The following is a 25,622-nucleotide window of genomic DNA, read 5'->3' on the forward strand; positions in this document are numbered from 1 at the left end:
AGATAACCCGAGCCTTTATTAATAGAATAAGTTAAATAGTTCAACATACGTCACTAGGAATTTTCTGATAAGTATAGATATAATCGTTTTCCTATACATATCACATCGGTAATATATAGAAAAACAACATTTAGTATATATATTTGATGAGGTTAAAAAAAACACCGACTAATTTAATATGCAATACACAAAGTAGAGATACAATTTCCCCTATGTTCTTCCGCCTGTGCAATGAAATGTGCAATGATTCTCCAAGAAATGGTATGATTACGTTTGATTACGCCTGATAATTGACAAAATCACTGATAAGCAGCTATTTTAGGGTAATCAGTAAGGTAAAGGCCATTTTCCAGTGCTTTTAAGGCGTGGGTCGATGGTTCGAATCCATCGTGGCTCAAAGTAAAGTTCTTATGTTATAAGAACTTGTATAAGAAACCCGTTAAAGCGGGCCATTATTAATCGGTTTTCTGTCAGAAGAATTGACAGAAAAGAGAGGAATGATGCGCCCGCTTTATTGTTATAAAAGGAATAACGGGTTTTATTATGTCCAGTTCGTGGACCCGCTCACCAAAACCCTGACATATGGTCGCACAACCCACCAACGGGACCGCGACGCCGCCCTTCTGACCGCCTACAAATGGCTTGAACAGGGCATTCCCGGCAAACAAGCCGAAAGCACTCCGGTCGCTCAAATTCTATCCTTCGATACCGCCCTTGCCCAACTGAAACAGCTCAACATCAATGCATCGGAAACTGAACGACTTTTGGCGCTGCTGAATACTAAAGGCCAGGCCTGCGCCAAAGCCGATCCAGTCGCCACAAAACCGACCGGGCACCCCTTCATACAGTTTCTGCTTGACTTCTGGAACTACGACAAATCGAAATATATACAAGGCCTCCTTGCGCACGGTACGGGCATCACTCGCCGCCATTGCTACGAAATGGCAAACCGGGTCAATACCTATTGGGAACCGGCTTTCGGTAAGACAATCACCATCGAGGAGCTGAAAGATGAAGATATCGAAGAATTTCTCCTGAAACAAAAAACTGCGATACGCGAAATCAAAAACAAAAAGACCGGGACTACAGAAATAGTGACCACCGCGCTATCGGGCGCGACCGTCAACAAGATCCTGAACTCAATACGCAAACCCCTGAAATGGGCCATGAAAAAGAATATCATCAGCTATGATCCCACGGCGTCCCTCGATTCGTTCAGTTCGAAAATAAAGGAGAGGGGAATACTCGAAGACAACGAAGTCCAGGCGCTCATTACGCTTGACTGGAAGGACAAGCGCGCCCGGGTCGCGACCCTCACCTCAATGACAACAGGACTCCGCGCCGGGGAACTCCTCGGCCTCCGGGTACAGGACATCAGGGAAAAAAGCATATCGGTCGAGCACGGATGGAATACCAAAGACCGCCTGAAGACGACAAAAAACGGAAAATCCCGCGAAGTGATTCTTTTGCCGTACATCCGGACTATTTTGCTTGAATACGCCAAGACCTCCCCGCACGGATTCAAGCCCGACAGTTTCGTTTTCTGGTCACCACTGTACGCCGATCAGCCCTGTGACACCAAGAAATTCAATGACGGTTTCTATGAAGCCCTGGGCGATATCAAGATCACTGAAGAAAACCGTAAAACACGGAATATCGTGTTCCATTCCTGGAGGCACTACAATGCGACCATCATTGCCGATCACCTGGACGAGCGGACAGCGCAGCTTCTCCTCGGGCATCTTACCGCCTCGATGACCAAACGTTATGCCGACCATGCGACAAAAAAACAGCTGGATATCGCGGCCACCGCACTCGACGAGACCTTCGGGACCTCATTCAAATTCGGCTCAGGAACGTAATGGCGGGCCAGCAGGAAGGGTATCTATGCGAAATCAAGAGATAAGAAAGGGTCAACAAAACAGCTTCTTTCTCTCCGTCGCTCGTGCCTCGCTCCTCCGTTCAAGAAACTGTTATGTTCCCAAGAATCAACGTCCCCTGTTCCTCCGGCTTTTCACTCCTCCCCGGTTGCCTCCCGGTCCCCGAGTTCTCCGGCTGCAACACCCCTTTCGGCGTCTTTTCTCCCGACCGCTTCATTCTTTCGCTTTCCATTCGTCCAGTTCCTGAAGAAGTTTGGTTAACAAAAATAAACTCTTTCACTTTCGTCACTCGGTCGCCGCTCAGCCAAGGATCGCTCCACTGCGTTCCGCTCTCCACGGCCTCGCGCTCGCTCGTTCCTTCGTTCAAGAGATTATTTTTCTTTGCATCGGGAAACATGCCCGCATTTTCTTGCCTCTCCCCGTCAATCCTGCAACGCGTCCCGCCGGGTATTTCACGCTCCGTCGCTTCGCGGTCTTTTTCTTCGCGGGAGTATCACTCGCCAAAATCTCGAGTTCAGGCGCACGTCCGTGTGCGCCTTCACTTCAGTCGAACCCTACGCGCTACGGGCCTCCTGCCCTTGCGCTCCCGGGTCCTCCTTCAAGATGCGCCCGCCTGTACTTCTGCCGTAAACAAAGCGGCACCACCGGCGTCCCGGATTCCTTTCGCCCCCCGCCGGCCCCCTCTCCCCAAACCCCTCACCCCCCGCACCCCCTGCAAAAGGTACCGGATCGAAATTGGGGAAAGGGGGGCCTCTATCGGCCTGAAGGCCTGGGGGGCTCCAGCTCGTTCCACTCGTCCGGGACGCCGGTGGTGCATCTGGTTCAAGGTGATGCGATGACACCGAACAGGCGGGCGCCCGGGAAGACCAGCTGATTCGAACCAGCCCGGCGGGACGCTTACACGCTTTCCTGTGATGACCGGTCAATCCGGGGTGAATGACAGGCACCGATTTTCTTCCCTCGCCCGATACCGTGAGCGGGAATACAATCGTTCGCAAGGACTTCTCGCCTTCGGCTCGTAGACCTGCCGAAGGTTTCTTCACGCGGTTTAGTGCTGTGCGTTCTTCCGCCTTCGCCTTATCGTTCAGCGGACACTCCGGCTTCGTTCCTCAGCCTCCGCGACCGCTTCACTGGCGAAGGCGGAAGATTCCGATAGTGAATGCAAAGCCCGCCGCGACACTTCCGGCCCCTGCGGGGCCGGACCGATATAATCACGCTAATTTTTTTTATCCCGCGAAAAATATTTTCTCACGGGGAGCGCACGACAGGGAAAAACTGCTTGCTTTTAATCGCATCAATGACACAATGACGCTTACTGACTTCGTTTTCGGAAACTTTCTGTATTGTCTTGTTTCTGCCTTTATTATTTTATCCATAGGTCATAAAAAAAATAAAAAAGAAAAATAAGAAGAACTCTGTATCTTTCGTTTACTTCTGTTTACCTGAATTGACATGAGTTTACATTCTTTTCGCTGCCGCTTTTCGTTCTTGTGTCATTGCTTTGTGTCATTTTCAAGACTCATACGGAAGGGGGAGCACGGGGGAAACCCTCAAGGACAAAAAAAAGACCGGAACAACCGGCCTTTCATCAACTTTCTGTCCTGATCGCAATACCTTTCCAGTACCGCGTTGTGGAATCCCGCTCCTTTCCCACACCCATGTTCTGCAGGTGTATGCCGAATATCCGCTGGGCATACGGCCTCTCGCTGTTCTTTTCGCACCATACCGTATACGCGCGGTACAGTTCCCCTGAGCCGATTCGAAGATACCCGCTCGGGTCCACAATGCAGCATTCCCTGATAAAGGAGCCGATAAGATCCATATCCTCCTGGTATTCCTCGGTTGCGAGTTTTACTTCTTCCGGTTCACCGAGCCATTCCTTTTGCCACAGGAGACATCCTTCGACCATCCAGTTGAGAATCCCGGGAGCCTCCTTCCGCAATTTTTCCATCAGGTTCGGGTCTCGCTCTTCGTAGGGTATCGTTACCGTAAAGGGAACCAGACGGATACGCCGCCAGATTCCGTGGTCATTTCCCCTGATTACCGGTTTGTGGTTCGTGGCCATGAAAATCTTGAAGCTCGGGGCAAAGTCGAAATACTCGCCATACAGAAACCGTGCCGTCATCATGTCCTGTCCGGTTACCTGCTTGATGAGTGGCTCGCTCATCCGCTTTCCTTCCTCGGCCTCAACCGTCGTGACAAAACGCGTTCCCCGCAGGCGCGCGATATCGTTCGAGATTCCTTCCCCGTGCTTTTTCATGAAGGTTTCGGTCGGGCTCGACATCGCGTAATCTCCGAGAATTTCCATGATGGCATTGAGAAACGTGCTTTTGCCGTTCGCCCCCGAACCGTAGAGAATAAACATAACCTGTTCGCTCATGTCCCCGGTCAGCGCCCAGCCGACCGCCTTCTGCAAAAAGGTAATGAGACGTCCGTTCCCGTCCATTATCCGCAGCAGGAACATGTTCCATTCAGGGCTTTGCGCATTCCTGTCGTGGACAACTTTTGCGCACTTCGTGATGAACTTTTCCTTCATCGGTTCATGGAGTATCCCGGTACGGAGGTCAATCGTGCCGTTTTGGACGTTGAAAACAAAAGGGTCGCTGTCAACCTCGTGCGGGAAGAGCCTTACCGCCTGTTCATGGCTCGCGCTCTCGATCAGTGCCTGCCTCTTCCGTATCGATTCGCTCTTGATCAAATGCGAACGGAGAAGCACCGACCGCTCCGCGTCGCAGAGCGGTCCCGTTTTCAGGTACATGCCCCGAATGAACGATTTGACCAGCGCATATATTTCATTGCAGTCATCGGGATGCCAGGTATTCCCGTCCCAGATCAGCCATTTGTTCCAGGCCGTGCAGAAGCGGATTTTCTCCCGGAATTCCTTTACGAACTGTTCTCCGTTCGTGAGGTCGGTAAACTGTTCTTTTCCCGCGACAAAATCATCGACGCGCAGGAGTTTGGCATCAAAAGATACCTGTTCATCCCCGTCGCTCAAAGGTACCCCCCTTGCATTAAAGCCTGATAATACAGCGCGTACCGCCTATCATGAGTCACACCCTCAGTCTCTTCAGATTTCCATACCCGGTACAGGCACAGGAGTGATCCCGGTTTTTTCAGATACTCCCTGCGCTGGAAAAACAAAAGTATCACCAGTTCCCGGTAGGTCAGCTTCGTACCGTTGAGATTGCACAGGTATTCAATGTCCTTCGCCTGTTCTTCCTCGAACGAGAGGAAGCCCTTCAGTCTGCGCTCCTGCCAGCCTCCCCGGAATGACCGCGCGGCGATTATCTGCCTTCTTCTTTAACGAATATTTTAACCGCATCCCCAAAGGCTGACCGCTCGTCATCGAAGGTCACGAATACCCAAAACCGCCACCATCCCGGAAGATCGAGTTCATTGCCGAGAAGGTCGTAGGAGACCACACCGCGCTCGGCGTCGCTCACAAAAGCCGCCCATTGTCCCCGTGTCCCGTCGGGCTTCTCGTATCTGATCTCGCACTCCGCGATATCGGCAAGGGCTGTTCCTGTCCGTGCCGATACCCGCAATGCCGATTGCCCGACATATATGTTTGTCATAGGAGATACCCCCTGAATTCGATTTCCCGCGTCACGCGCGAGACAAAGACAAGCTCTTCCTTTTTCAGCAGCATCCAGCCAAGCATCTGTTCGATAAACCCGCAGACGCTGGTAACAAGCCTCGATTGTCCGAGACTCCGCGCGACATTCTCCAGCACAGCGAGACCCGAAACGCAGAACCGGATAAACATCTGTACAAACGAGACAGTTCCAACAGCCTCAAGGGTAGAACTGCACAAGCGAAGCAGAACCTGAATAAATGAAAGCAAGTCGGTAATGTCGGCAAGCGACCGGCATTCCCGAATCAAACCTCTTTGTGCGACAGTAGTTTCGGTAATACCCGAACCATCAGCGCACGCACGCCTGAACGTAAAGTGCCTTGCAAGTGTCTCAGTCAGTCCAATCGTATCAAGCATAATCCGGGTAAGATTCTGGGCATCGGTGTAAGTAAAATACATACTCATCAATACATTTTTTATTACCGTGTCTGGATCGGGGTCCGGAACGAAGACATTCTCGACAAAGCCGTCGGTATACATCCGCTCGATACGATTCGCAAAATCAATATACGGAAAATAAACTTCAGAGGCACAATACCCATACCAAAACGTCTCACCGGCTGCGACTGGCCGCGACAGAGAAAAGGACGACGATACCCAGCGGGGCGATGTAACGGTGAAATTGGCATTCTGTTCGTTTTGCGAAATCCTGTTTGCCGGTTTCGCGTTCACTTCCGAATATAGTACGGGAATTCCACCTGCTCCCGGTGTATTCAGATAGCAGTACATAGAGGATGAACAACTCCCATAAATTGCGGATGATGCAGTAAACCTGTTGAGTCCTGTTTCCAGTTCCATCAAGAAAGTTACCGGTGAGTCTTCACCCCACCGGTCATACTCATAGGTTGCGCCTCTGGTCTGCGTTCCGATTACCGGATCTACCACTACCGGATAGGAAGCCTCAGAGAGCCAGTCTTCCGGTATCGTGATGGTCATCAAACATCCTGTCAGAAGGAGACGACCCCATACCTTTCTTCCCCGCGCATCATAAGCGAGCGGCCGGTATATGTGGCAGAACTTCCCCGTCTTGTATTTCCCGTTCCTGTTTTTCCAGTACACCGCATAGCTGTCTATTACCTCGGGGGCGCAGTAATACCGGGATTTTGTAATCTCCTCGAATGAAGGCTGCCGGTAAAACTCGAGACCGTCGGGAAACTGAAGATCAATCTCAATGACGTTGGTTTCCGGTTCCTTGAGGAGTATTACGTCATATTCAAACCGTTCACCGTCAAGTTTCCTGAAAACATGGTGCGTCTTCCTGGTCGAGTCGGGTTTTAAAAGAATCTCGTTTCGGCACACCTCAAGCCGGCCTGCATGTTCACTGCCGGTACACAGGCGAAGCGACGCCTCTCCGTTCCATTTGGAAAGCGAGATAAGGGATTCCTCGCATGCAAAACGTACCCGACACGGAGAATCCCGCGCTGACTGGTCAAGATAGAAAGAGTCCCGGTCTTGTTGGAAATATACGCTCATGATCCCGTAAAGGTTATTTCCCAGTCTATCTGGAGGGTATCGACGAGGGTTACCGTTGCCGCAGGCGTTACCTGAGCATAGGCCAACGATACGGCCGCTGCGGTATTCCCGTTCAAAAGGCTTGCCTCATTGATATTGCTCGCATTCAGTTTCCCCGCCTCGAAGCTCGCACGGAAGCGCAGGACATTGTCCCCGGTCGCGCCAAAAGCGGCATTGGTGACCGGATAGCCCGAATCCAGCGCCTCCATGGCTCCGGTCGGGGCATTGCAGCGGGTATTCGCCTTAACGCTGTTTCCCGTCCATCCGGTACCGAGCTGGATATACCCCGAGGCAGAAGTAATCTTCGTCTTCGTCGGGGCCGCCAACAACAGATCCGCTATCAGTCCCTCTCCCTGCCGGGTCACCGTATTGTGGCGTCGCGACAGCATCGGTTTCCCCTGCAAGCCAAAAACCCGCCGCCACCAGGACGGCTCATGAAGTTTTATCTTTCCATCCGGACCGATGACGCAGACGCGAACTGTCCCCTTTATTCGTAATTTTGCCTGCATTGTATCCTTCCTATTTTGTGAGATAGAGAACGAGGCTACCGCCAAGAATGATGGCTGTTTCGATAAAGAAAGCGTTTCTCCATCGTCCTCGCGAGCGGTCTATCTTGTCCGCTTCTTTTTTCCAGCTGTCCGCAAGGCTCTTCTGAAATGAAATCTCGCCTGCGTCCTTGGCCGCGACTTCGTGGGCGGCTTCCTGCGCCGTCCGTTCAATCTCCTCGTCGGCATCACTCAGGATGTTGCTCATCAACTCGGCGACCTCCTGCCGCGATAACTCTTGTCTTGACCCGAGAAGCGAATCGACTTCGTCCTGCGTCAATGGTGTCGCTGACACCTTCATACTGTTCAGCGACAGAACGAGCAGAACGACCACGAATAGCGTCTTCTGCCTCAACTCTTTTTGTTTCTGCTTTTGTGGCAAGTTTGTCATGCGCTTGTTCTCCTTGATCGGTCTTTGTATCTGTTATGCGGCTTCTCGCCCTGACCGTACCGGACAGGACGAAAAGAAGAATTGCTATCAGGCAAGTAAGCGCTGCAGCTCCGGCAATCTTTATTTTCTGCAAGAGCTGTTTCATATTTCTGCTCCCGTTCCGTTTCGAAACTGCGCTAGCACTTTCAGGCCAACGATGCCGAAAAGCACGGCAATCATGACGCAAAACCATACCCATTCGCCGATCTTGCCACTGACCAGCAAATAAGTTGTAAGGTACAGACAAAATGGTTTGAAGCCGATCATCTTCGACGGCAGTGCGAGGCATCGCTTCGCCAAAATCGTGAAGTGTTCCCGGAACGTATAGTCGCAAGCTTCCCGGTATCCCGTTTCAATGTCATTGGGCAATTGGTTTTTCCTCCTTCACAAATTGCGAAAATTCAGCATCAAGACCGAAAAGGTCAGTCCCGTCACGCCCAGCATCCCGGAGAGACTGCATATCAAGTCCCCGGATCACCAGGTCGCAACCCATAAGTGAATACGAATGACGCAGCGATAAAACGAGCCGGATATCCGCCTTCGGCTCCACCACATTCATGACAACCCCGTCATGAATTATTCCGGCCACATGGACTACCTCGCCTTTCTTGGCTAGGCGGTCTCCATGCTCGCGGTCGTAAGTCGTCGTAAAGAACACGGCCTGTATGTCGTCCGGTCCGGGATTCCGAAGCGTAAAATACTTCCGGTACAGCCCCTCGGCCGTCGTCCGTATCACGCATCCGGTTGCGGCAGCCAACGCCAGACACACTGCGCCGGAGCAGTCGGCGCCCGAGGGTAATTCCATTCCCCAAAGATACGGCGAGCGATACTGAAGCAAAAGAAAGTAGATAAATTTCTCCCGCACCGTCATTGCCTCAAACTGCTTTTTCTCGACTTCGAAAAGTTTTTCCCACACGATCACTGCATTCAGCTCCTTTTCATCAACGCCATCACTATCGTAAAGGCGCACATCACGGTCGAAACACAGACCGCCCATATCGACACTGCCAGTCCCTTGCTTCCCTTGTGGTCTTTCAGGTGGGCATCGAGGGCACGAGCATTCGCGCAGACAGCGGGATTCTTCTGGCATTCGTTTGCCGCCGCCTCAAGTCCCGTAATCCTGATGACCGCAGTCTGCTTGAATTCTTTCATTTCGCCGCGGAACTCCTGCATCTCCGAGCGGAGTCCGTGCATCACGTTCATTGTCTCCGTTATCAGTTTTCTCTCGTCCTCGTTCAATCGTCCTCCTCAAGCGTGAACGACGCCACAAAGGCTTCGTCATAGCGGTACCTGAGTTCCATTTCCCTGATTACCGCCCGATCCGCCGTCAGTCCGTCCCGCATCGCGATACGGCAGGGCGCGCCGACGCGGGCATGGAACACACCGTTGTTCGTTTTCAGAAAAAATCCCTTCCGTTTTTTTTTCAGCTTGTCAAGCTTGCGCTCCGCCCACCAGCGGTAGTACGGTTGCCCGTCGCGTTCGCTCTCCGACAAGTAGGGTGTCGTAATATTGAGCGCGACCGTTCCGTTCGCTGCGGTTTCCTCCGAATCGGAAATGTAATGGCAAAAGTTCGGTTCTCCCGCAATGGCGTCGCCATGGATACTGGCAGAAAGAAGAACCGTGTTTTCGATTGTGCCGAGCTTCAGCATAGCCCGGTCGCGTTTTCCGATGACGTCATAAAGGAGTGTTTGCAGCGCCGGTCCCTGGGTAACCAGTGAAGACTCGAACACTTCCTGCGTTTCGATGTTTTCCGCATATACCACCGTCAGGGTTTTTCCCTCGTCGGTTTTTGCGGTATATCTCGCCGCATATCCGTCTTCCTCTATACCCCGTTTGGTGCCGTCCACGACAAAGGGGAAGGTCGCGCTCAGGTCGGCGAGGTAGATAACCGGTGCGTCCTTGTATCTCCATAGTTCCCGTCCTGTCAGTTCCCGGTATCTTGTCCACTTGAGGCGGAGCGTATTCCGGTACTGGTCAAGAAGATCGTAGATGCGTATATGGGTCACGTTCGAATTGTCGAAGGTAAACTGTACCACGTCATCGGAATACACAAACACGAGCGGTTTTTCCGGTGCCGTTTCGATATGCGCGTCATAGAAAAAGGCAAGGGAAGAAAGTTCGTCCCATACCGTCCCGGTCAGTTTCACGTACGGGAGATATTCAGTGACGGTTGAACAGTCGATGTCGTCCACCCCAAGGCCGGCCCGCTCGGCGATCCGGTGCACCAAAGAAAATCCGGCGTTACCCTTGTCGCAGATGACACAATGGACAAGCAACTCGTCATTTGTCCAGTCCCTGTTCTTGTCTGTTTCCTTCAGCTTTTGTGAAAGATCAACCAGACCGAGTTTTGTTATCCAGTGCTTCGATCCGATTGCCGTCTGCTGGAAGCCGTTGTCGTCCACATAGAGGTTAAACCGTTTCACGAAGGCCAGATCCTTCCCGGCGCTGTAGGACATAAAAACCTGAACGCCGGGCCTCAGATAGCCGAGACCGTCCTCCTGCTTCTCTCCGTTGTATTTGTTGTAGCCGGGTCTGTAGGTCTCAAAAAGGCGTGGGCAATACGTGCCGAGAGTATTGTCCAGTTCCAGCGTTGCCCGTGTTACCGTACCGCCGGTTTTCTCCTGCAGGGATGTCACCGTAAGGGAGACAACGTCAAATTCCGGAATGGTTACCTCAACCCCGGTTCCGGTAAAGTCGAAGGAAACCTGTACGCGAACCCTGTTCCGCCGGTCTTTCAGCCGTTCGCCAAGCGTGTCGTCTATCGTGTAGAACTTCATGCGGCGCTGACCCATTCGCCCTTGTCATTCCGGATTTCAATCACAAAATTTCCGTCGACCCGGTATCGCCTGTAAATGAGTATTTCCTCGGCGTTGTCGGTTTTTGCGTAAAATGAAAGAAGGTTCAGATTGGTGCAGGTAAACCGTATGCGGTCCCCGAAAGTCAGGGTAACGGCGTCAAGGTTTCTCAAATTGTTGAGTACATGTGTTTCGCTCAGGCAATAATGGAGCTGGAGGACGGTTGTCTCGCAGGTTCCGGTCTTACGGGTCAGGGAAAACCGGTATATGCCGCCAGGTACCTCATCCCCGATTTTCAGGTTTCCTTCCAGGTACCGGTATGTCGGTTTCTGCTCCCATGCGATATCCGGGGTATTGTTTTCCCAATCGTCTGCTTCGCGGCCTTCGACATCAAGGCGGATATATACCGCTTCGTCCAGTTCACCCCGTACCTCAAAACCGGTAAGGGAAAGATTTTTGTATTTCCGTTTTTCAGCCACGCGGTTCAGGTAGAGGCTAAAGGGAACTATCTCGCCGGTATCGAGTACGCCTGAGAGGGGAATGGCCGATTCGTCGGAAACGCGGGTAACGACACAGCCCAGTATCAGCATGCCGGACTTCCCGGAAGGCACATTTTCCAGGGGCATCACATAGCCAACCAGCGGATCAAGCAGGGCTTCTTCAGGTTCTTCCCGCAAGGTTTCAAGGCTGTACGGCAGGGCCGTCAACTCGCCATCGCGGACGAGGGTAATAGAGCATTCAGACCCAAAGATATACATGGTGTGCCTCCGTGGGTATAACCGTACCAGAGTTTATACCTCACGCGGATGGCTATTTTTGCGATGGGTTTTGGGGGTTTTTCGTAAAAATGCGAGATTTTGGAAGATTGACAGTGCAAAAATGATAAATCTTGCTATGGAACAAATTTTTATACGATAATTAAGTATGTAATAAGGTCTTTGATTGGACTATACTGAATTTGATATATGAGAGAATATTAAAATAAAAACTTTTCACGTTTGATCAGCAAGACTCTGGAGTGTGATGCCATGAGAGATTTCTTTGCCGCGTTTATATTGGGTTGTATTGAAGGCATAACTGAATTCCTTCCGATTTCTTCCACCGGACATTTGATTCTTGTCCACCAATGGATAAAATTCGAGATACATTTCCAAAATATGTTTGATGTCGTTATTCAACTCGGTGCAATCTGCGCAGTTATTCTTCATTTTCGTCATCGGTTTTTGCCATTTGGCCTAAAAAACGGGAACCAAAAAAATCCTTTTCCCTCACATTTATGGTTGAAAATATGTATTGGAGCTTTTCCTGCACTTGCCATAGGGTTTTTCACTGGAAACGCTATACAGTCCAAACTGCTAGTCCCCCAAGTAGTTGCAGGTACATTGATTGGATGGGGATTCATGTTGATCTTAATTGAAAACCATCAGGTAAATAAATCCGCCAGAATTCATTCAATCGAGAATCTCGGATACGGAACGGCTTTCGGCATCGGGATGGTACAGTGCCTTGCACTTATTCCGGGAACTTCCCGTTCGGCCGCTACAATAATCGGAGCGATGCTGCTTGGTTGCTCCCGTCTGGTCGCGGCTGAATTTTCCTTCTTTCTGGCAATTCCGGTGATGGTCGCGGCGAGTTGTTACTCGCTTCTGAAATATGGTATGTCAATGAATGGCCATGAACTATTGATACTGGTAATCGGGTTCATGACATCTTTTACAATAGCAGCCATAGTATTACGCAACTTTATAAAATATGTAGAATCGCATACATTCATTTGCTTCGGAATTTATCGAATTATTCTGGGAATGGCGGTCGTGATAATGATTTTTCTGGCAAAGTGAATGTATTGTATTTATCTATACGTTTATCCCCTGATTGAGGACAAACGTACAAAGATATTTAGTGTTTTCCTTCTCCAGACCTTATCCTCGCAACTCGGGCATTCATCGCATGCCGGGTTATCGACCGGAAAATGAAACGTTTGAGTGGGCCCATGGGTTGGGAATGTTCGGCGAAAAATTCGTCCGGATTTGTGAAGATACCGAAATCCTGCTTGATCCCCTCCTTCTGGATATAGGTATCGTCCCCAATCCAATCCACCGCAGGGGATTCAAAACAATCGGTGGCAATTCCGTATCCGCAGAACCCACCACGGATTTCAGGGAATTTTGCCTGCACGGCCCGAAGGTAAGCCATATCGAGGATGAACCCCTCAATATTTATCCACTTCTCTTCAAAGAAAATCTCAACCCAACTGTGAACGATTTCCCGCGGGGCGAGAGCGTACCAAATGCCGGTGATCGCTCCCTTCTGGAGAGCCTTATCGATCGTGAAACCATGAAACCGGCAAGGGATACCGACACCCCGCAGCAGTGCCATGAAAAGGATCCCTTTGGTGTTGCATTGTCCGTACCCGTCGCTTAACACCTGTGAGGCGGGTATAGCGTCATCCTCGTTGTACCCGAAACCGATATCGTCCCGGACGAAATTGTAAATCCCGAGGATACGCTCCCGTCGTGAGAGAGCGCTCCAACCGCGTGAGGCGATGAGCGCTTGCACGCTCGCTGACTCATAGTTCAGCAGTACTGTCGACGCAAGGTTCCCTTCCATAACGATCTCCTTCCTCATGATATCCTCGACTGGTTCTTGGCGTATCCGGCCGTCCGCAACGCATTGAGTACGGCAAGGAGGGCGACGCCGACATCGGCAATGACTGCCTCCCACATGTTTGCCACGCCCATCGTCCCGAGAACGATGAACACGCCTTTAACGGCAAGCGCCAGGACAATATTCTGGATCACGACCCTTCGCGTAAAGTTCGAGATCCTCAGAGCGAGAGGGATTCTCGCTATGTCGTCGTCCATAACCACAACATCGGCCGCTTCAATGGCCGCATCGGACCCCAGTCCTCCCATGGCAAAACCGACATCAGAACGAACAAGTACCGGCGCGTCGTTCATCCCGTCACCGACGAAGACAACAGCTCCATTTCTGTTCGGGTCATTTTCGAGCATTTCAAGTTTCGCGACCTTTTCATCCGGGAGAAGCTCGGCGAAAAACCCGTCAAGTCCTATTTCTGACGCGACCATTTCTGCTACTTTGTGGTCATCGCCCGTGAGCATTACCACTTTACGCACTCCGAGCTTCTTCAGATCGGCAATGGTTCCAGCAGCGACCTTTTTGATGCGATCGGAGATGACAATAAAACCCGCATAGATGCCGTCCACCGCTACATAGGCCACCGTGCCGTCGACTTCGCAATCTTCGTGGACGATATTCTCGCGGTGCATGAGACGATCATTACCAACCGCGATACTGTGCGATCCTACTTTTGCGATTACGCCGTGCCCCTTGACCTCCTGTATATCGTCGGCCTTCTGTTCGCGGTTCCCTGCGGCCTCGCGGATGGATCTGGCAATGGGGTGGGTCGAATGCGATTCAGCGGAAGCGGCCCAACCAAGGAGATCATCCTTCGTGAAACCGTTTCGCGTCACTATATTCACGACGGAGAACACCCCTTCGGTGAGCGTGCCGGTCTTGTCGAAAACAACGGTATCGACCTTGGTCAAAATATCGATATAATTCGCCCCTTTGATCAAGAGTTTGTTGCGCGATGCGCCCCCTATTCCGCCGAAATAGCCGAGAGGAATCGAGATGACCAGGGCACAGGGACAGGAAATTACAAGCAATACCAATGCCCTATATATCCACTCCGAAAAGGTCGCGCCGCTGATGAAGAGCGGAGGAAGAAAAGCGACCATGACTGCGGCAATCACGACGAAAGGCGTATACACCGCCGCGAAGCGGGTTATGAACTTCTCGGTAGGTGCTTTGTGGGACGCTGCGCTTTCGACGAGCTCGATAATACGCGCGGCGGAGGTCTGGCCGAATTCTTTTTCAACCCTAACCAGGATTCGGCCTTCATCATTGACAAAACCGCCGAGAACTTTGTCTCCCGCCTCAACCTTTCGGGGAACAGATTCTCCGGTAAGGGAAGACGTGTTCACGAATGAGGTACCCTCAACGACCTCCCCGTCGAGCGGCACGCGTTCACCGGGAAGCACTTCGAGCAGCGAGCCTACGGAAACTTCTTCCGGAGAGACGATCCGTCGCTCCCCGTTTTCGAACAGCCGCGCCGATTCAGGTCTTAAGTCCATGAGAGCCGCGATGGATTTTTTGGAGCGGTCAACCGCCCGATCCTGCAAAAATTCACCGACAGCGTAAAACAACATGACACCGACGGCTTCAGACAGCTCATGAATGGCGATAGCACCAACGGTCGCGATGCTCATCAGAAACATTTCATTGAACACTTGCCCACGGAAAATACTTCGTACTGCGGAGGCAAGCACCGGTGCGCCGACGAGCGCAAAGGCAGTAAGAAGAACGAGGTATTCGACTATTGCGTACGGTGTTGCATGGAGATCCGCATTAAATACGGATCCGACAAGAAAAAGAACCCCGGCTGCAATAAGCCGAAGAATTCCCCCTTTCCCGGAATCCTCATTTTCTTCCTTCTCGGGCTTTGTCCCCTCAGCCGTGATAGTCACACCCGGTTCTACCTTGTCTATAATGCTCCGGGCCTGATCCTCATAGCGGGAGTCTATGTATGCGTATCCGGTAGCGAAACTTATCCGTGCATCAGTTAGTCCTTCGTTCTTCTGCAGGGCACATTCGATTTCATTGGCGCACTGTGCGCAATCGAGCCCTTGTATCTTATACTTGGTCATATCCTCTCCTTATGGATCAAGTCCGGTCAATATAATGTGCTCTCGCCAGCTCTATGAGAGCGACTACGTGGTCGTCATCCAGACTGTAAAAAACGTTTTTCCCGTCCTTTCTGCTCCGCACCAAGCGCATAACCTTCAGAAATCTGAGGTGATGTGAAATGGCCGGGAGAGTCATGTCTAAAAGGAAGGCAAGATCGCATACGCACAGCTCACGTTGGGCGACAAGATACAGAATTCTTGTCCTCGTCTCGTCAGACAAGGCCTTGAAAAGCTCTGAAACACCCGCAATTTCCAGCAAGGATTTGCGTAGACTCTCGGCTTCCTCGGTACAAGTAACGCCCAATTGACTACAAATATCATCATTCATGGAAAACCTCGATTAAATGATTGCTTAACCAAGCAATCATTTAACCTAATCTACCTATTCTTGTGAAAGATGTCAAGAAGGCTGCCACCATTTTGAAGGATATGAATACCAGATTCGATGATAAGATAAAAAAACGATAATTTTTATATGGCGGGTTAAAAGGGCCAAGAAGCCGGATACACAAGTTGGGAGGAGAGCCGCCAGCGGTTCTCCTCCCATTGTTTCATAATAAAAACTATTCAGTCCCGAACAAGCGCAAATTTACCTTTCCGCCGGTACCCGAGACAATGTACTTCTTCACATTCGGCATGACCTTTTCCATTGTTTCGATATATAAACGTTGCCGGGTGACATCCCCGGAGGCGCCAATCGATGCCGTGCGGTATTCCTTAAGCATTTGTCCAAATCGTTGCGCTTCTCCCTGGGCGCGATTGGTTACGTCGATACTGTAGCCCTCGGCTTCCCGAAGGTTCTTTTCAGCCTCACCCTGGGCCGGTGGAATCAATCCATTCCGATACCCTTCTGCCTGGCTAATTTCCCGCGATTTGTCTTCCCGGGCACTGCCAACGTCCTGGAATGATTCTGCCAGCTCATCGGGAGGATAGAGCTTGTTGAGGTTGACCGTTACTATCGTGAGGCCGCTTTGATACTTATCAAGCAATTCCTGGGCTTCTATTCTTACCCTTTTTTGAATATCCTCCTTTGCTACGGTCAGAATATCATCAACCTTCAGGCTTCCGGCAATACGCGTTGCCGCGAACCGGACAGCTTCATTTATGAGCTGAAAAGGCCGGTAATCAACATTGAATAAATACTGAACGGGATCGCTGATGCGATATTGTATGATCATTTCGACATCGACAATATTCTCATCGCCCGTCAATACCTGTATCTTTTCCGGTGCCGTATGCAGTCCGGCATGTTCCTTGTGGTCAATGCCGATTGATTCCCGGCGTATCTCCGCCGTATTCACCTTGTCTACCTTCTGGAACGGCCATGGCATGCGATAGTGCAAGCCCTCGCCGATACCGCTCCGTACTACCTTGCCGAAAAGCCGTTCAACTGCCTGTTCCCCCGGATTTACCAGATAAACCCCGGAAACGACATATAGACCGAAAAGAGCAGTGAACAGTGATACTACAACTCGGCGGGGACTTAGATGACCGAATGCCTTGAGCAGGTCCTCACGCAAATTCAGATTTCGAAAACCGGTCTTCAGGAAAGAAGATATTGAGGTCAGCACTGACTTGACCTTGGCTATCAGTCCCGAGAATGATTCCTCCCTTCCAGGGCTGTCCGGCAGAGATGGTGAAGGCGATTCGTCACGCTTTTTTTTTGACATGTCTCCCCCTATTGCTTTTTGGGCTGTTCCAAGTACTTGAAGAGCTCGGAGTCAGCGGGAATGACGATCGTCGTCTTTCCATCCAGGATCTTTTCGTATGCCTGAAGGGAGCGTACGAAATCATAGAAACGCGGATCCTGCCGGAATGCCTCGGCATAAATTTTGATGGCGCGTGCATCTCCTTCTCCCCGGATCTGCTCCGCCTTTTCATATGCCTGCGAGAGCAGGATGACTTTTTCCTTATCGGCTATTGCCCTGATCTTCGAGGCTTCCTCAGTACCCTCAGATCTGTACAAACGCGCTATCTTTTCCCGTTCAGCCCGCATTCTCTGGAATACGCTCTGTTGGTTTTTCTCGGGAAAATTCAACATTTTTACGCGAAGATCGGACAGCAGAATTCCATAATCGTCCAGCTTCGTACTTGCCGCATTTTTTACCTGTTCCATCATGTCGTTGAGTTTTATCTGATCCGGTATGACATTAATCAACATGTCAAGGTCATAATTTCCGAGCGCGACACCCAATTCGGAAAAAACTATATCATTCATACGCTGCTGGGTACGTTCGGCCGTATTAAGCGTCTTCATATACAGTTCGGGATCCTTGATCCGATAGCTGACAAAGCTCTCGACCAATATATTTTTTTTATCCCGCGTCAGAAACTCGGAAACCGCGGGGGAATAGATTTTCAAGCGATTGTCGAAGCGTTGTAAATTCTGGACAGGAATAGGCCATTTCCAATTAAGACCGGGTTCGGTGATAGCCCGGACCACACGTCCGAATTGAGTTATGACCGCATATTCGCTTTGATCGACCGTAAAGACGATCGAGCCGCTAAATATCAAGATGACCACGGCCGCTGTGATGGGAAAAAGTGCAACCCCTTTCTTTTTTGACTCATTCATATTTTCCCGCCTCCTTTTTAACGGATAATTGGTTGCCGTCCGTAAGCCACAAGTCGGTGGTATCCAACTTGACGCGCTTATCGACGATCAGCTTCTCTATCGAAACCAGGTTCATTTCCATTGCCTCCAGGTACATGCGCTTCTCCGTGATGGACGGATTGGCCCGATATGCTGCAGCCTTCGAAAGAAACCTCGCCGCCTCGCCGGACGACATACGGATTTTTCGCTCTCTGTATGCGGTTGCCTCTTCAATTGACTTTTGAGCATCACCGCGCGTTTTTGGGAGCAATTCGGCTTGGTACGCCAATGCTTCGTTGATATAGGTATTTTTATCCTCGCGGGCGCTTGCCACATCCCGGAAAGCCTCAAGAACGTCGGATGGCGGAGTGTCGCGGATTACCTGAAGGGCGAGAAGCTTTATTCCCGTACCTTGGGCTTCAAGCTGAGCCTGAGCAGCGGCAAGGGCCTCAGTTTGAATACGATCCTTTCCCTCGGTTATCAGAAAATCTACCGGATTCCGGTTAATATAGCCGCGTAACGCCGCAAGTGCCGCGTCGCTGACGAGGTTCTGGGTATCAGCCACCTTGTAGAGGAATGCGAATGGATCGCTTACTTGATAATGGACAACGGCTTCAACCTCGATGAGGTTTGAATCGCCGGTCACCATGAGGGATGTCGGAACCCGCTCCATGCGTACTTCCGAGGTAGTGACGGAGTCTCTGGATTCGATAGGCCACGGAAGTCGGTAATGCAATCCGGAGGTAACCTGGCGGACGGGCTTTCCAAACCTCTTGACGATGGAGACCTCATCCCAACGGACCGAAAAGACGCCGGAGGAAACGTAGGCGACTGCCGCAAGCGCTATTCCGACCGGAAAATACCGCGACGCCTTCTTCCAAATGATATTTTCCAGTGTGAGGTCATCATGTCCAAGATGCAGAAGACCTCCCTTGCGCAATCCCTCTATCGCGCCAACCAGTACCTCAAAACCGTTCATCATGATGAGAAAGGCAATAAGCAGGGCCGCTATCTTGTCCAATGCGGAGAAACCCATAAGGGCACCAACCAGTGCGCACAACACCGCTATTGAACTATACATGTCGGCACGGGCATGTATTCCGTTCGCCTTGAGAGCCGGCGAATGCGCTTCCTTCCCGACGAAAATTTGGTACTGCGCCATAAAATACGTGATCGCTATCGATACGAGCGAAATGACGGTCACCAGCGCAATATTCGTCAACTCCCTTGCTTCCTGCGCAAAGGCCTCCCGAATAATCTCTATGCCGACCAAGAAAATGAATCCCGATACGACTATCGCAATGATATTCTCGATCTTTATCACTTTCGGTGAAGCGGAGTTACCGTCTCCACGAGTCAACAAAAGTCCAAAAAGAACCACCGCTGACGGAAATAAATCCGAAAAGGAATGCCAGGCGGAAGCTCCGAGCGCGATGCTGCCTGATATACGCGCCAGGAAAAACTTTATCCCGATTAAAAACAAATTTGCGACAATCGCCACGAGTATCGTACGGATTTTTCGATTCATAGCTCCACCTGCCCCTTATATTTGTCCATGACCGATCGCAGCGCCGATTGATAGATGATCAATTTTGCCTCCTTTAGCAAATCTTCGTTCATTTTTGCCGTCGCTTTTTCATGTTCACCCAATTGCAGCTCCTGTGCGATATATTCGCGTACTTCCTCAAAGGAGAGATTCCTGGAATCTTTCCTCTCCACTATCTGCAGGACATAGTAATCTCCTCCTAAAATTACCGGCTTACTTATTTCACCCTTTTTCAGTTTTTGAACTGCCTCATGGAAAACGTGAACCCCCGTTTCATACATGTAGTCGCCGGATTCCTTGATCCACTCATCGATCAGACCGCCGTTAGCAGCGCTCTGACTGTCCTCCGAGTATTCACGCGCAACTTCTTCGAAGGATGCGGCTTTCTTGTTCCATCCTCCGCGCAATTTACCGTATGCCGCCTGGATCTTCGACAGGGCCTTTTCCGGATCCTCGTCGCCTCTGACAACGATTACGCGTATTTTATTCTCGCTCGGAAGCTTGAACCGGGATTTATGCTTATTGAAATAGTCTTTGATGTCCGCATCGGAAATATCGATTTTCTGATCTATTTCTTCTTGATGAAGTACGCCTGCGAGTAATTCTTGCTGCTCCTGGTCTATGTCGTCGCTGTTCTGGATATTGAGCATTCGTTCATAGGAATCTTCCAGCAGCACCAATCTTTCGATCATCCGGTCAACGAGCTGTACGCGCTGGTCAAAGCTTCGGTATCGCGCCTGTTCATTTCGGGGCATCTCCCTGAATTCTTGATAGAATTCACCGAGTGTAAATCTTTTGCCATGAACCGAAAAAAGGGTCATATCACGATTTTGATCGAGTATTCGGGCCTCGGCAATTTCCAGCAGGCGACTGCGAACTTTTTCCCTTACCGCTTCAAATGGCAATCTGCCCGCCGGAATCTTTTGTCTGATGCGATAAATACCGAAACTATCGCCCGTTTTGACAGGCGCGCTTGGATCCCCTTCGGCACTGGCCCGCAATGCGGTCTCGATGTTCTCAACGTCCGTCCCGACGATATATTCGCTCGCCACGTAGGCACCGGTCATATCGTAGGCGGACGCAACGGATTCGAAGCTTTCACCTGCCCCGAGCAAGGCGGAGGCCTTTTGTGCACGTTTTTCCGCGCTATCCCTACCATCTGCCGTGATTGTAAATCCCTCGAGCCTCCATCTCTCGGGTTCCATATACTCGTCCCGATTATCCTGGTATGCGAGTACTAGCTCTTCCTCGGTCGGTTCCGGAATTCTCATGATCTCATAGGAGCGCGTGATCGCTGCCGCATCCATCAGCTCCCGCAAATATTCGACCACGAATTCTCTTTCTTTGCCCTCAACCAAAATTGACCGTATCTCTTCCTGGGCGCTTGAAAAGGGTATCGATCTATAACGGGCGGTGTTTGTATCGTAGTACCGCTGTATTTCCTCCAAAGTGACGGGGATTCCATCCGGGCCATGCATCGACTCGTGGAATTGATCAAGCGTTATCTCTTCTTCAACGTGTTTTAAAGAATCCCGGATATTACCGGCCTTGTCGAGTTTCTTTTCTTTTACCTTGATTTTGATCAGCTCGCGCATGGCCATCTCGTTGATCAATTCAATATAGAATTTCTTCTGCCCGAGAAGTTCTTTTTTTTGAGCCTTCAGGGCATCAGTTTCCGCATCCGTTTTGCTTTTGACGGCAGTCCCAAGGTGTCTTTGAATTTCCTTGTCGAGCGTCTCCGTTGTTATGGTTCCCCCTGAGAACGATGCCACGACATCCGATTCTGGCAGGTTGACTGCGGTACAGCCGATAAGTAATGACATGATACCGCACCCAAGTAAAAGCAATCGGAAAGACGTTTTTATCACAGTGTTTTTTGGGTTATCCATAAACATCAATTTCGTATGTAGTATGCGCACATTCTGGTGCATGAAACCTCCTGTTCGAATTCATTTTTCAATAAATTATTGCATGAGCAAGTTGCGTCTCTGTTAATAATTTATTAAGGTTTGAAAACAATCAGGAATTTCAACTACATTCGGACTCTAGCCGGTTGGGATATATTTTTTAAATAGACCAGTTACTCAAGTATAATCAATCAGGTTCACGACAGCTTATCGAACGGAAGTCGTATCAGAAAACGGCTACCGTGCTGCAGGTGACTTTCAACTGTAATTGACCCACCATGAAGCGTGACAACCCTCTTGACGATCGCCAAACCAAGCCCGCTCCCCTCAGTATTGCCACTCTTTCCGCGATAAAAGCGCTCGAATATATTTGGAAGGTCTTCGTCCGAGATTCCAATGCCGCTGTCCTTTACCGAAAGGACCATGCTTTTATCTGCTAAATCCAAGTATGCCCCGAGCTCTATAACCCCGCCTGAAGCAGTAAATTTGATCGCGTTGTCCATTAAATTCGAGAGCGCAGTCAACATTCTACCCCGATCGCATCGGACATACTGCGTAGTGTTGGTGCTATTCATTTTAAGAATAAGACCTTTGCCTTGCATGGCTTCCTGGTACATTGAAGCTATTGCCTCAAAAAGTTCCGAACAGGGTATTTCTTCATTGACCATTTCCACAAAATCAGAGTCGAGCCTCGATAGGTCAAGCAGATTTCGGGTGATCCATTCGAGCCGCTCTATTTGTCTCTCGCTTTGCAGGAGAAAATGTTTTTTCATCAGAACGTCATTCAGTTTGTCACTTTGAAGTATTTCAATGGAATTGCTCAATGCGCTCAGTGGCGAGCGCAGCTCATGTGACGCATCTGCGATGAATCGCTTTAACGTGGCTTTTTCCCTATCGAGTGCCTGGAAATTCTCCTGCAACCGAAAGGCCATACGGTCAAATTGTCGGGCCAGTTGCCCGATTTCGTCCGGGTCTGAAATATCGGTTCTGACCGTCAGATCCCCGTCGCCCATGAGCATTGCCGCAGCATTGAGGCGGCGGATTGGAGTGGAGATCCGGATACCCGCAATGATTCCCAATACGGCGGCTACGGCCAACGCAACACAAGCGACCGCGATGAAAGTCCAAAGCGCGGTATGAAATGCGGTCTCGTATGGTTTTCTCCCATGGCTGAGTTCGAGGTATCCTATGACGGAACGAGACGAATCCTCAAGTACAACCGCTATCAACTGCCCCGTACTGTGTCCGTTACCTTGCAGCCGGCGATTCTGGTCCAGAGGGAGCGGGGATCTCTCTGGCAGCGGCGAAGGAATTGTCCTGTTTTCCTTTCCACCTGCGGAAGACGCAATGTCTCGGTCAGGTTCAATTTGAAAACGGCTCCCCATCGAGACCTGTGTTTTCGTAATATGCCAAAAAGAACGGCTCACCGTGGCACCGCTGTCATTGGGGCTGACGGCCGCATCACCGGACTCGGATGTCCATAAGGGCGTTGGACTGACGACCGGATTGATGCCCGGAACGAGAAGTGCCCATATGGCTTCGGTCACGCTTTGCTCCTGACCGGTATCGATGATCACATGCTGATCCGCGTCCGATATCCGCACGCGGACATCAGCGAGAAATGAAAATGAAGCTACCAAATCCGTCAGTTGTCCCAGCTGAATGTCCGGGGTCAGAAGGGTCGTCGCTTGAGCGGCCAGCGACTGGGCATTGGTCAGCAGATCCTCCCGCTCGTGTTTGCCCATAAAATAATCAATAAAGGGAAACGTGAAACCGCCCACGAGCGACAATGTCAGGACAGTCAGCAAGAGGTAGCTGCAGATAAGCCGCACTTTTATGCTTCGGAATAAGCCGGTAACCATCATTGTTCGAATTTATACCCAAAACCGTGAACTGTCAAAAACCATCGCGGTTTTTGCGGATTTTCCTCAAGCTTCTCGCGTATATGCAAAATATGGACATCTATGGTGCGTTTGTCGCAAACCCAACTTTCATCATTGTAGAGAACCTTTATCAATTCTTCCCGGTAAAAGACCCTGCCGGGATTCGTCAAGAGCTTCTGAAACAGCTTGAATTCGGCCGGTGTCAACAGAACCTGCTTCTCCGATTTTTGTACGGCCATGGTGTCCAGGTCAGCACGAATATCGCCGAAAAGAAACTGCCGGCCATCACGCCCGCCTGAAAATTCGCCATAGGTTCGCCTCAGCAAGGCGCGAATCCGTGCGACAACCTCACGGAGTTTATAGGGCTTGACGACGTAATCATCGGCACCCAGCTCAAGCCCAAGGACGCGATCGGCCTCCTCGTCCAGGGCCGTCAACATGAGAATCGGAAAAGTCCTGCTTGCCGAGCGAAGCTTCCGGCAAATATCGAAGCCGCTGACATCGGGCAACCTCACATCGAGAATCAGCAAATGGGGATCCTTCTCCTCAACCATCCTGAACGCTTTTTCGCCGCTCTCGGCACAGTAAACTTCGAATCCCTCACTCTTCAAGTAATATTCAATTCCCGATAAAATAGCGGGGTCATCCTCGACAATCAGTATCCGGACGGCTTTCATTTTCCCGCTCCGATACCATATTCTGTTTTGATGATCGGATTGAAATAGTTACGATGCACACGACTCACGCATCGGAGGAAAATGATCGCACAAAAGAACCTAATTTCTATCGATACTGTTTGGTTCCCAAAACCGCCGAAAATGGTTACGGCTATTGCGCCAAGCGATTCCAGTGAAAACAGGAGGGTCGATACCAGCCGTCTGGAATTCAGACGATTCCATAGCAATCCAATCAATGGAACCGGAGTCGCCCAAAGAAGATTCGTATTCATACCGACCTCCTTATATCCGGCAACTCCCCACAACAACGCAATGCATACGCCAACGAGAAAGATAGCCCCGAAAAGAACTGTATCAAAAACAAACGCAAACATTCGGGTGTTTGGGGAAGAAAGAGCAAGCAGTCCAGACAATATCGATAAAAACAACATAAGGCCCATCGGGGTTACAGCCGCTATCTTTGGTTCCCCCTGTACGGCCTCAAAAAATGGTTTCATGCCCTCGGTAGAGATTTCGCATCCGGAAATACCATGAGTCAAAAACAGTCCCATCTGATCCATCAATTCATGGGGTAGGAATAATGATGCTTTCAAGTCACGCGGTTGATCCGCTAGAGGTCCGAGGACCGTGGAAATAAATAACAGCAAAAATGGTTTACGCTCCAGGACTTGCTCTATTGGTTGTCTTAAACTTCTCGATGTTGATGGTAATGGCAGGTCATCCCGGATTATTATGTCCTTAATTAGCAGCCACACGCGAGTAGTACAATTATCCGTGAAAAAACGATAATTGTATTGCCGATTTTCGGGCCTGGAGTCATACTCAAGTCGGTCCTTTAGAACGGATGCGCGCTCTTGATCGAGATAAATCGGCTGTTCGATGACCTTCCTGTTCTCTACGGATTTATAAAACAGCATAGCTTCTTTGGTCTGGGATACACCCATCATAAAATCCATCCGTCCGAATGCTAAATTCACCAAGAAAGAAATATCGAACGGATGAACCGATTGTCCATAATTGTAAAGAAGGTCGCTTTTTTCATCACGATCAACGATCCTGAGGGCTGTGTGTCCGAATGAAGAATATAACGATTTTCCAGGAAGAATCGTTATCAGCGATACATCGATCGTTGTCGGCTCGACAACCGGTATTGGTTTTTCCAACTCGTTTTCTGCCAAAACCGGTATGTTGTTAAGCATAACGATACAGATAAAAAAGACCCACCGTGGAGTCATGCAGAGCCGATGAATGAATGTCCTGAATACCTCTTTTTTTGTATACTCATAGGCTGCGATTTTCTCCTTGACCTGATGCAGGACCGATGATAACATATCAATGTTTGCTTAATTGATCAATCATATTCATTGAAACCGTTTACAAAAAGCACTGAAAGCGGCTCGGGTACAACCAAATCTTGTAAACCATCCTCCAATCGGTTCTGTAACACGAAA

General features: G+C 50.2%; 24 protein-coding genes. 2 read left to right on the forward strand and 22 right to left on the reverse strand.

Annotated elements, in window-relative coordinates; all coding sequences use genetic code 11:
• The first annotated feature begins 554 nt into the window (after positions 1 to 554).
• Positions 555 to 1,862 carry a tyrosine-type recombinase/integrase gene (locus tag K7J14_RS16200; protein WP_230752678.1) on the forward strand — a complete coding sequence of 436 codons (1,308 nt, stop codon included), beginning with the start codon at positions 555 to 557 and terminating at the stop codon, positions 1,860 to 1,862.
• 100 nt (positions 1,863 to 1,962) lie between these two features.
• On the opposite strand, the gene K7J14_RS02480 is transcribed toward K7J14_RS16200, so the two are convergent.
• The 12 genes from K7J14_RS02480 to K7J14_RS02535 form a co-directional block, all read right to left on the reverse strand.
• Positions 1,963 to 2,277, reverse strand: a complete 315-nt coding sequence (locus tag K7J14_RS02480; RefSeq protein ID WP_230752681.1) for a hypothetical protein — start codon at positions 2,275 to 2,277, stop codon at positions 1,963 to 1,965.
• Positions 2,278 to 3,468: 1,191 nt separating this feature from the next.
• The gene (locus K7J14_RS02485; protein WP_230752683.1) at positions 3,469 to 4,875 is read right to left on the reverse strand and encodes a DNA primase family protein; all 1,407 of its coding nucleotides are present in this window, start codon (positions 4,873 to 4,875) and stop codon (positions 3,469 to 3,471) included.
• 289 nt (positions 4,876 to 5,164) lie between these two features.
• Entirely contained in the window at positions 5,165 to 5,455 is a 291-nt protein-coding gene (locus K7J14_RS02490) for a hypothetical protein (RefSeq protein WP_230752685.1), read from the reverse strand.
• Positions 5,452 to 6,987, reverse strand: coding sequence for a hypothetical protein (locus K7J14_RS02495; protein WP_230752687.1), 1,536 nt, complete (start codon positions 6,985 to 6,987; stop codon positions 5,452 to 5,454). The genes K7J14_RS02490 and K7J14_RS02495 overlap by 4 nt, the downstream gene beginning before the upstream one ends.
• A complete protein-coding gene (locus K7J14_RS02500) occupies positions 6,984 to 7,535 on the reverse strand; it encodes a hypothetical protein (RefSeq protein ID WP_230752689.1) in 552 nt (183 codons plus the stop codon). Before K7J14_RS02500 ends, K7J14_RS02495 begins: the two co-directional genes overlap by 4 nt.
• A 10-nt stretch (positions 7,536 to 7,545) precedes the next feature.
• On the reverse strand, positions 7,546 to 7,779 hold the full coding sequence (locus K7J14_RS02505) for a hypothetical protein (RefSeq protein ID WP_230752692.1): 234 nt from the start codon (positions 7,777 to 7,779) through the stop codon (positions 7,546 to 7,548).
• Complete coding sequence (locus K7J14_RS02510) at positions 7,760 to 8,107, reverse strand: hypothetical protein (protein WP_230752695.1); 348 nt, start codon at positions 8,105 to 8,107, stop codon at positions 7,760 to 7,762. The genes K7J14_RS02505 and K7J14_RS02510 overlap by 20 nt, the downstream gene beginning before the upstream one ends.
• Complete coding sequence (locus K7J14_RS02515) at positions 8,104 to 8,370, reverse strand: hypothetical protein (RefSeq protein ID WP_230752697.1); 267 nt, start codon at positions 8,368 to 8,370, stop codon at positions 8,104 to 8,106. Before K7J14_RS02515 ends, K7J14_RS02510 begins: the two co-directional genes overlap by 4 nt.
• The gene (locus K7J14_RS02520) at positions 8,360 to 8,998 is read right to left on the reverse strand and encodes a C40 family peptidase (protein ID WP_230752700.1); all 639 of its coding nucleotides are present in this window, start codon (positions 8,996 to 8,998) and stop codon (positions 8,360 to 8,362) included. Before K7J14_RS02520 ends, K7J14_RS02515 begins: the two co-directional genes overlap by 11 nt.
• Positions 8,929 to 9,240, reverse strand: a complete 312-nt coding sequence (locus K7J14_RS02525; RefSeq protein ID WP_230752702.1) for a protein kinase family protein — start codon at positions 9,238 to 9,240, stop codon at positions 8,929 to 8,931. Before K7J14_RS02525 ends, K7J14_RS02520 begins: the two co-directional genes overlap by 70 nt.
• Positions 9,237 to 10,793, reverse strand: a complete 1,557-nt coding sequence (locus K7J14_RS02530) for a hypothetical protein (protein WP_230752705.1) — start codon at positions 10,791 to 10,793, stop codon at positions 9,237 to 9,239. Before K7J14_RS02530 ends, K7J14_RS02525 begins: the two co-directional genes overlap by 4 nt.
• Positions 10,775 to 11,554: a hypothetical protein gene (locus K7J14_RS02535; RefSeq protein WP_230752707.1), complete on the reverse strand. Its 780-nt coding sequence runs from the start codon at positions 11,552 to 11,554 to the stop codon at positions 10,775 to 10,777. Before K7J14_RS02535 ends, K7J14_RS02530 begins: the two co-directional genes overlap by 19 nt.
• A gap of 270 nt (positions 11,555 to 11,824) precedes the next feature.
• Here K7J14_RS02535 and K7J14_RS02540 point away from each other — a divergent pair, with 270 nt between their 5' ends.
• Positions 11,825 to 12,637 carry an undecaprenyl-diphosphate phosphatase gene (locus K7J14_RS02540; protein WP_230752709.1) on the forward strand — a complete coding sequence of 271 codons (813 nt, stop codon included), beginning with the start codon at positions 11,825 to 11,827 and terminating at the stop codon, positions 12,635 to 12,637.
• A gap of 58 nt (positions 12,638 to 12,695) precedes the next feature.
• Here the strand turns inward: K7J14_RS02540 and K7J14_RS02545 are convergent, their stop codons facing one another.
• From K7J14_RS02545 to K7J14_RS02590, 10 genes are all read right to left on the reverse strand, one after another.
• A complete protein-coding gene (locus tag K7J14_RS02545) occupies positions 12,696 to 13,406 on the reverse strand; it encodes a transglutaminase-like domain-containing protein (RefSeq protein WP_230752711.1) in 711 nt (236 codons plus the stop codon).
• A 14-nt stretch (positions 13,407 to 13,420) separates the two neighbouring features.
• A complete protein-coding gene (locus K7J14_RS02550; RefSeq protein WP_230752715.1) occupies positions 13,421 to 15,526 on the reverse strand; it encodes a heavy metal translocating P-type ATPase in 2,106 nt (701 codons plus the stop codon).
• A 16-nt stretch (positions 15,527 to 15,542) separates the two neighbouring features.
• Positions 15,543 to 15,893 carry an ArsR/SmtB family transcription factor gene (locus K7J14_RS02555; RefSeq protein ID WP_230752719.1) on the reverse strand — a complete coding sequence of 117 codons (351 nt, stop codon included), beginning with the start codon at positions 15,891 to 15,893 and terminating at the stop codon, positions 15,543 to 15,545.
• A gap of 235 nt (positions 15,894 to 16,128) precedes the next feature.
• The gene (gene hflK, locus K7J14_RS02560; protein ID WP_230752721.1) at positions 16,129 to 17,235 is read right to left on the reverse strand and encodes an FtsH protease activity modulator HflK; all 1,107 of its coding nucleotides are present in this window, start codon (positions 17,233 to 17,235) and stop codon (positions 16,129 to 16,131) included.
• 8 nt (positions 17,236 to 17,243) lie between these two features.
• Positions 17,244 to 18,140 carry a protease modulator HflC gene (gene hflC / locus K7J14_RS02565; RefSeq protein WP_230752723.1) on the reverse strand — a complete coding sequence of 299 codons (897 nt, stop codon included), beginning with the start codon at positions 18,138 to 18,140 and terminating at the stop codon, positions 17,244 to 17,246.
• Complete coding sequence (hflK, locus tag K7J14_RS02570) at positions 18,133 to 19,686, reverse strand: FtsH protease activity modulator HflK (protein WP_230752726.1); 1,554 nt, start codon at positions 19,684 to 19,686, stop codon at positions 18,133 to 18,135. The genes hflC and hflK (K7J14_RS02570) overlap by 8 nt, the downstream gene beginning before the upstream one ends.
• Positions 19,683 to 21,635 (reverse strand): peptidylprolyl isomerase, encoded by a 1,953-nt coding sequence (locus K7J14_RS02575; protein ID WP_230752728.1) that lies wholly within the window; start codon positions 21,633 to 21,635, stop codon positions 19,683 to 19,685. Before K7J14_RS02575 ends, hflK (K7J14_RS02570) begins: the two co-directional genes overlap by 4 nt.
• A gap of 173 nt (positions 21,636 to 21,808) precedes the next feature.
• Positions 21,809 to 23,476, reverse strand: a complete 1,668-nt coding sequence (locus tag K7J14_RS02580) for a sensor histidine kinase (protein WP_230752730.1) — start codon at positions 23,474 to 23,476, stop codon at positions 21,809 to 21,811.
• Positions 23,473 to 24,171: a response regulator transcription factor gene (locus tag K7J14_RS02585; protein ID WP_230752733.1), complete on the reverse strand. Its 699-nt coding sequence runs from the start codon at positions 24,169 to 24,171 to the stop codon at positions 23,473 to 23,475. Before K7J14_RS02585 ends, K7J14_RS02580 begins: the two co-directional genes overlap by 4 nt.
• Entirely contained in the window at positions 24,168 to 25,370 is a 1,203-nt protein-coding gene (locus tag K7J14_RS02590) for a lipoprotein N-acyltransferase Lnb domain-containing protein (RefSeq protein WP_230752735.1), read from the reverse strand. Before K7J14_RS02590 ends, K7J14_RS02585 begins: the two co-directional genes overlap by 4 nt.
• Between the last annotated feature and the right edge of the window lie 252 nt (positions 25,371 to 25,622).

This window comes from Teretinema zuelzerae (assembly GCF_021021555.1).
Lineage (GTDB): Bacteria > Spirochaetota > Spirochaetia > Treponematales > Treponemataceae > Teretinema > Teretinema zuelzerae.

What these genes read in the sequence shown, in the direction of transcription:
- hflK (WP_230752721.1), bottom strand. Translation starts at nt 17,235, where the DNA reads ATGTCAAAAAAAAAGCGTGACGAATCGCCTTCACCATCTCTGCCGGAC.
- K7J14_RS02590 (WP_230752735.1), bottom strand. Translation starts at nt 25,370, where the DNA reads ATGCTTAACAACATACCGGTTTTGGCAGAAAACGAGTTGGAAAAACCA.
- K7J14_RS02545 (WP_230752711.1), bottom strand. Translation starts at nt 13,406, where the DNA reads ATGGAAGGGAACCTTGCGTCGACAGTACTGCTGAACTATGAGTCAGCG.
- K7J14_RS02535 (WP_230752707.1), bottom strand. Translation starts at nt 11,554, where the DNA reads ATGTATATCTTTGGGTCTGAATGCTCTATTACCCTCGTCCGCGATGGC.
- K7J14_RS02505 (WP_230752692.1), bottom strand. Translation starts at nt 7,779, where the DNA reads ATGAGCAACATCCTGAGTGATGCCGACGAGGAGATTGAACGGACGGCG.
- K7J14_RS02540 (WP_230752709.1), top strand. Translation starts at nt 11,825, where the DNA reads ATGAGAGATTTCTTTGCCGCGTTTATATTGGGTTGTATTGAAGGCATA.
- K7J14_RS02550 (WP_230752715.1), bottom strand. Translation starts at nt 15,526, where the DNA reads ATGACCAAGTATAAGATACAAGGGCTCGATTGCGCACAGTGCGCCAAT.
- K7J14_RS02510 (WP_230752695.1), bottom strand. Translation starts at nt 8,107, where the DNA reads ATGAAACAGCTCTTGCAGAAAATAAAGATTGCCGGAGCTGCAGCGCTT.
- K7J14_RS02490 (WP_230752685.1), bottom strand. Translation starts at nt 5,455, where the DNA reads ATGACAAACATATATGTCGGGCAATCGGCATTGCGGGTATCGGCACGG.
- K7J14_RS02480 (WP_230752681.1), bottom strand. Translation starts at nt 2,277, where the DNA reads ATGTTTCCCGATGCAAAGAAAAATAATCTCTTGAACGAAGGAACGAGC.
- K7J14_RS02500 (WP_230752689.1), bottom strand. Translation starts at nt 7,535, where the DNA reads ATGCAGGCAAAATTACGAATAAAGGGGACAGTTCGCGTCTGCGTCATC.
- K7J14_RS02580 (WP_230752730.1), bottom strand. Translation starts at nt 23,476, where the DNA reads ATGATGGTTACCGGCTTATTCCGAAGCATAAAAGTGCGGCTTATCTGC.
- K7J14_RS02555 (WP_230752719.1), bottom strand. Translation starts at nt 15,893, where the DNA reads ATGAATGATGATATTTGTAGTCAATTGGGCGTTACTTGTACCGAGGAA.
- K7J14_RS02575 (WP_230752728.1), bottom strand. Translation starts at nt 21,635, where the DNA reads ATGCACCAGAATGTGCGCATACTACATACGAAATTGATGTTTATGGAT.
- K7J14_RS02520 (WP_230752700.1), bottom strand. Translation starts at nt 8,998, where the DNA reads ATGGGCGGTCTGTGTTTCGACCGTGATGTGCGCCTTTACGATAGTGAT.
- hflK (WP_230752726.1), bottom strand. Translation starts at nt 19,686, where the DNA reads ATGAATCGAAAAATCCGTACGATACTCGTGGCGATTGTCGCAAATTTG.
- K7J14_RS02495 (WP_230752687.1), bottom strand. Translation starts at nt 6,987, where the DNA reads ATGAGCGTATATTTCCAACAAGACCGGGACTCTTTCTATCTTGACCAG.
- hflC (WP_230752723.1), bottom strand. Translation starts at nt 18,140, where the DNA reads ATGAATGAGTCAAAAAAGAAAGGGGTTGCACTTTTTCCCATCACAGCG.
- K7J14_RS02530 (WP_230752705.1), bottom strand. Translation starts at nt 10,793, where the DNA reads ATGGGTCAGCGCCGCATGAAGTTCTACACGATAGACGACACGCTTGGC.
- K7J14_RS02585 (WP_230752733.1), bottom strand. Translation starts at nt 24,171, where the DNA reads ATGAAAGCCGTCCGGATACTGATTGTCGAGGATGACCCCGCTATTTTA.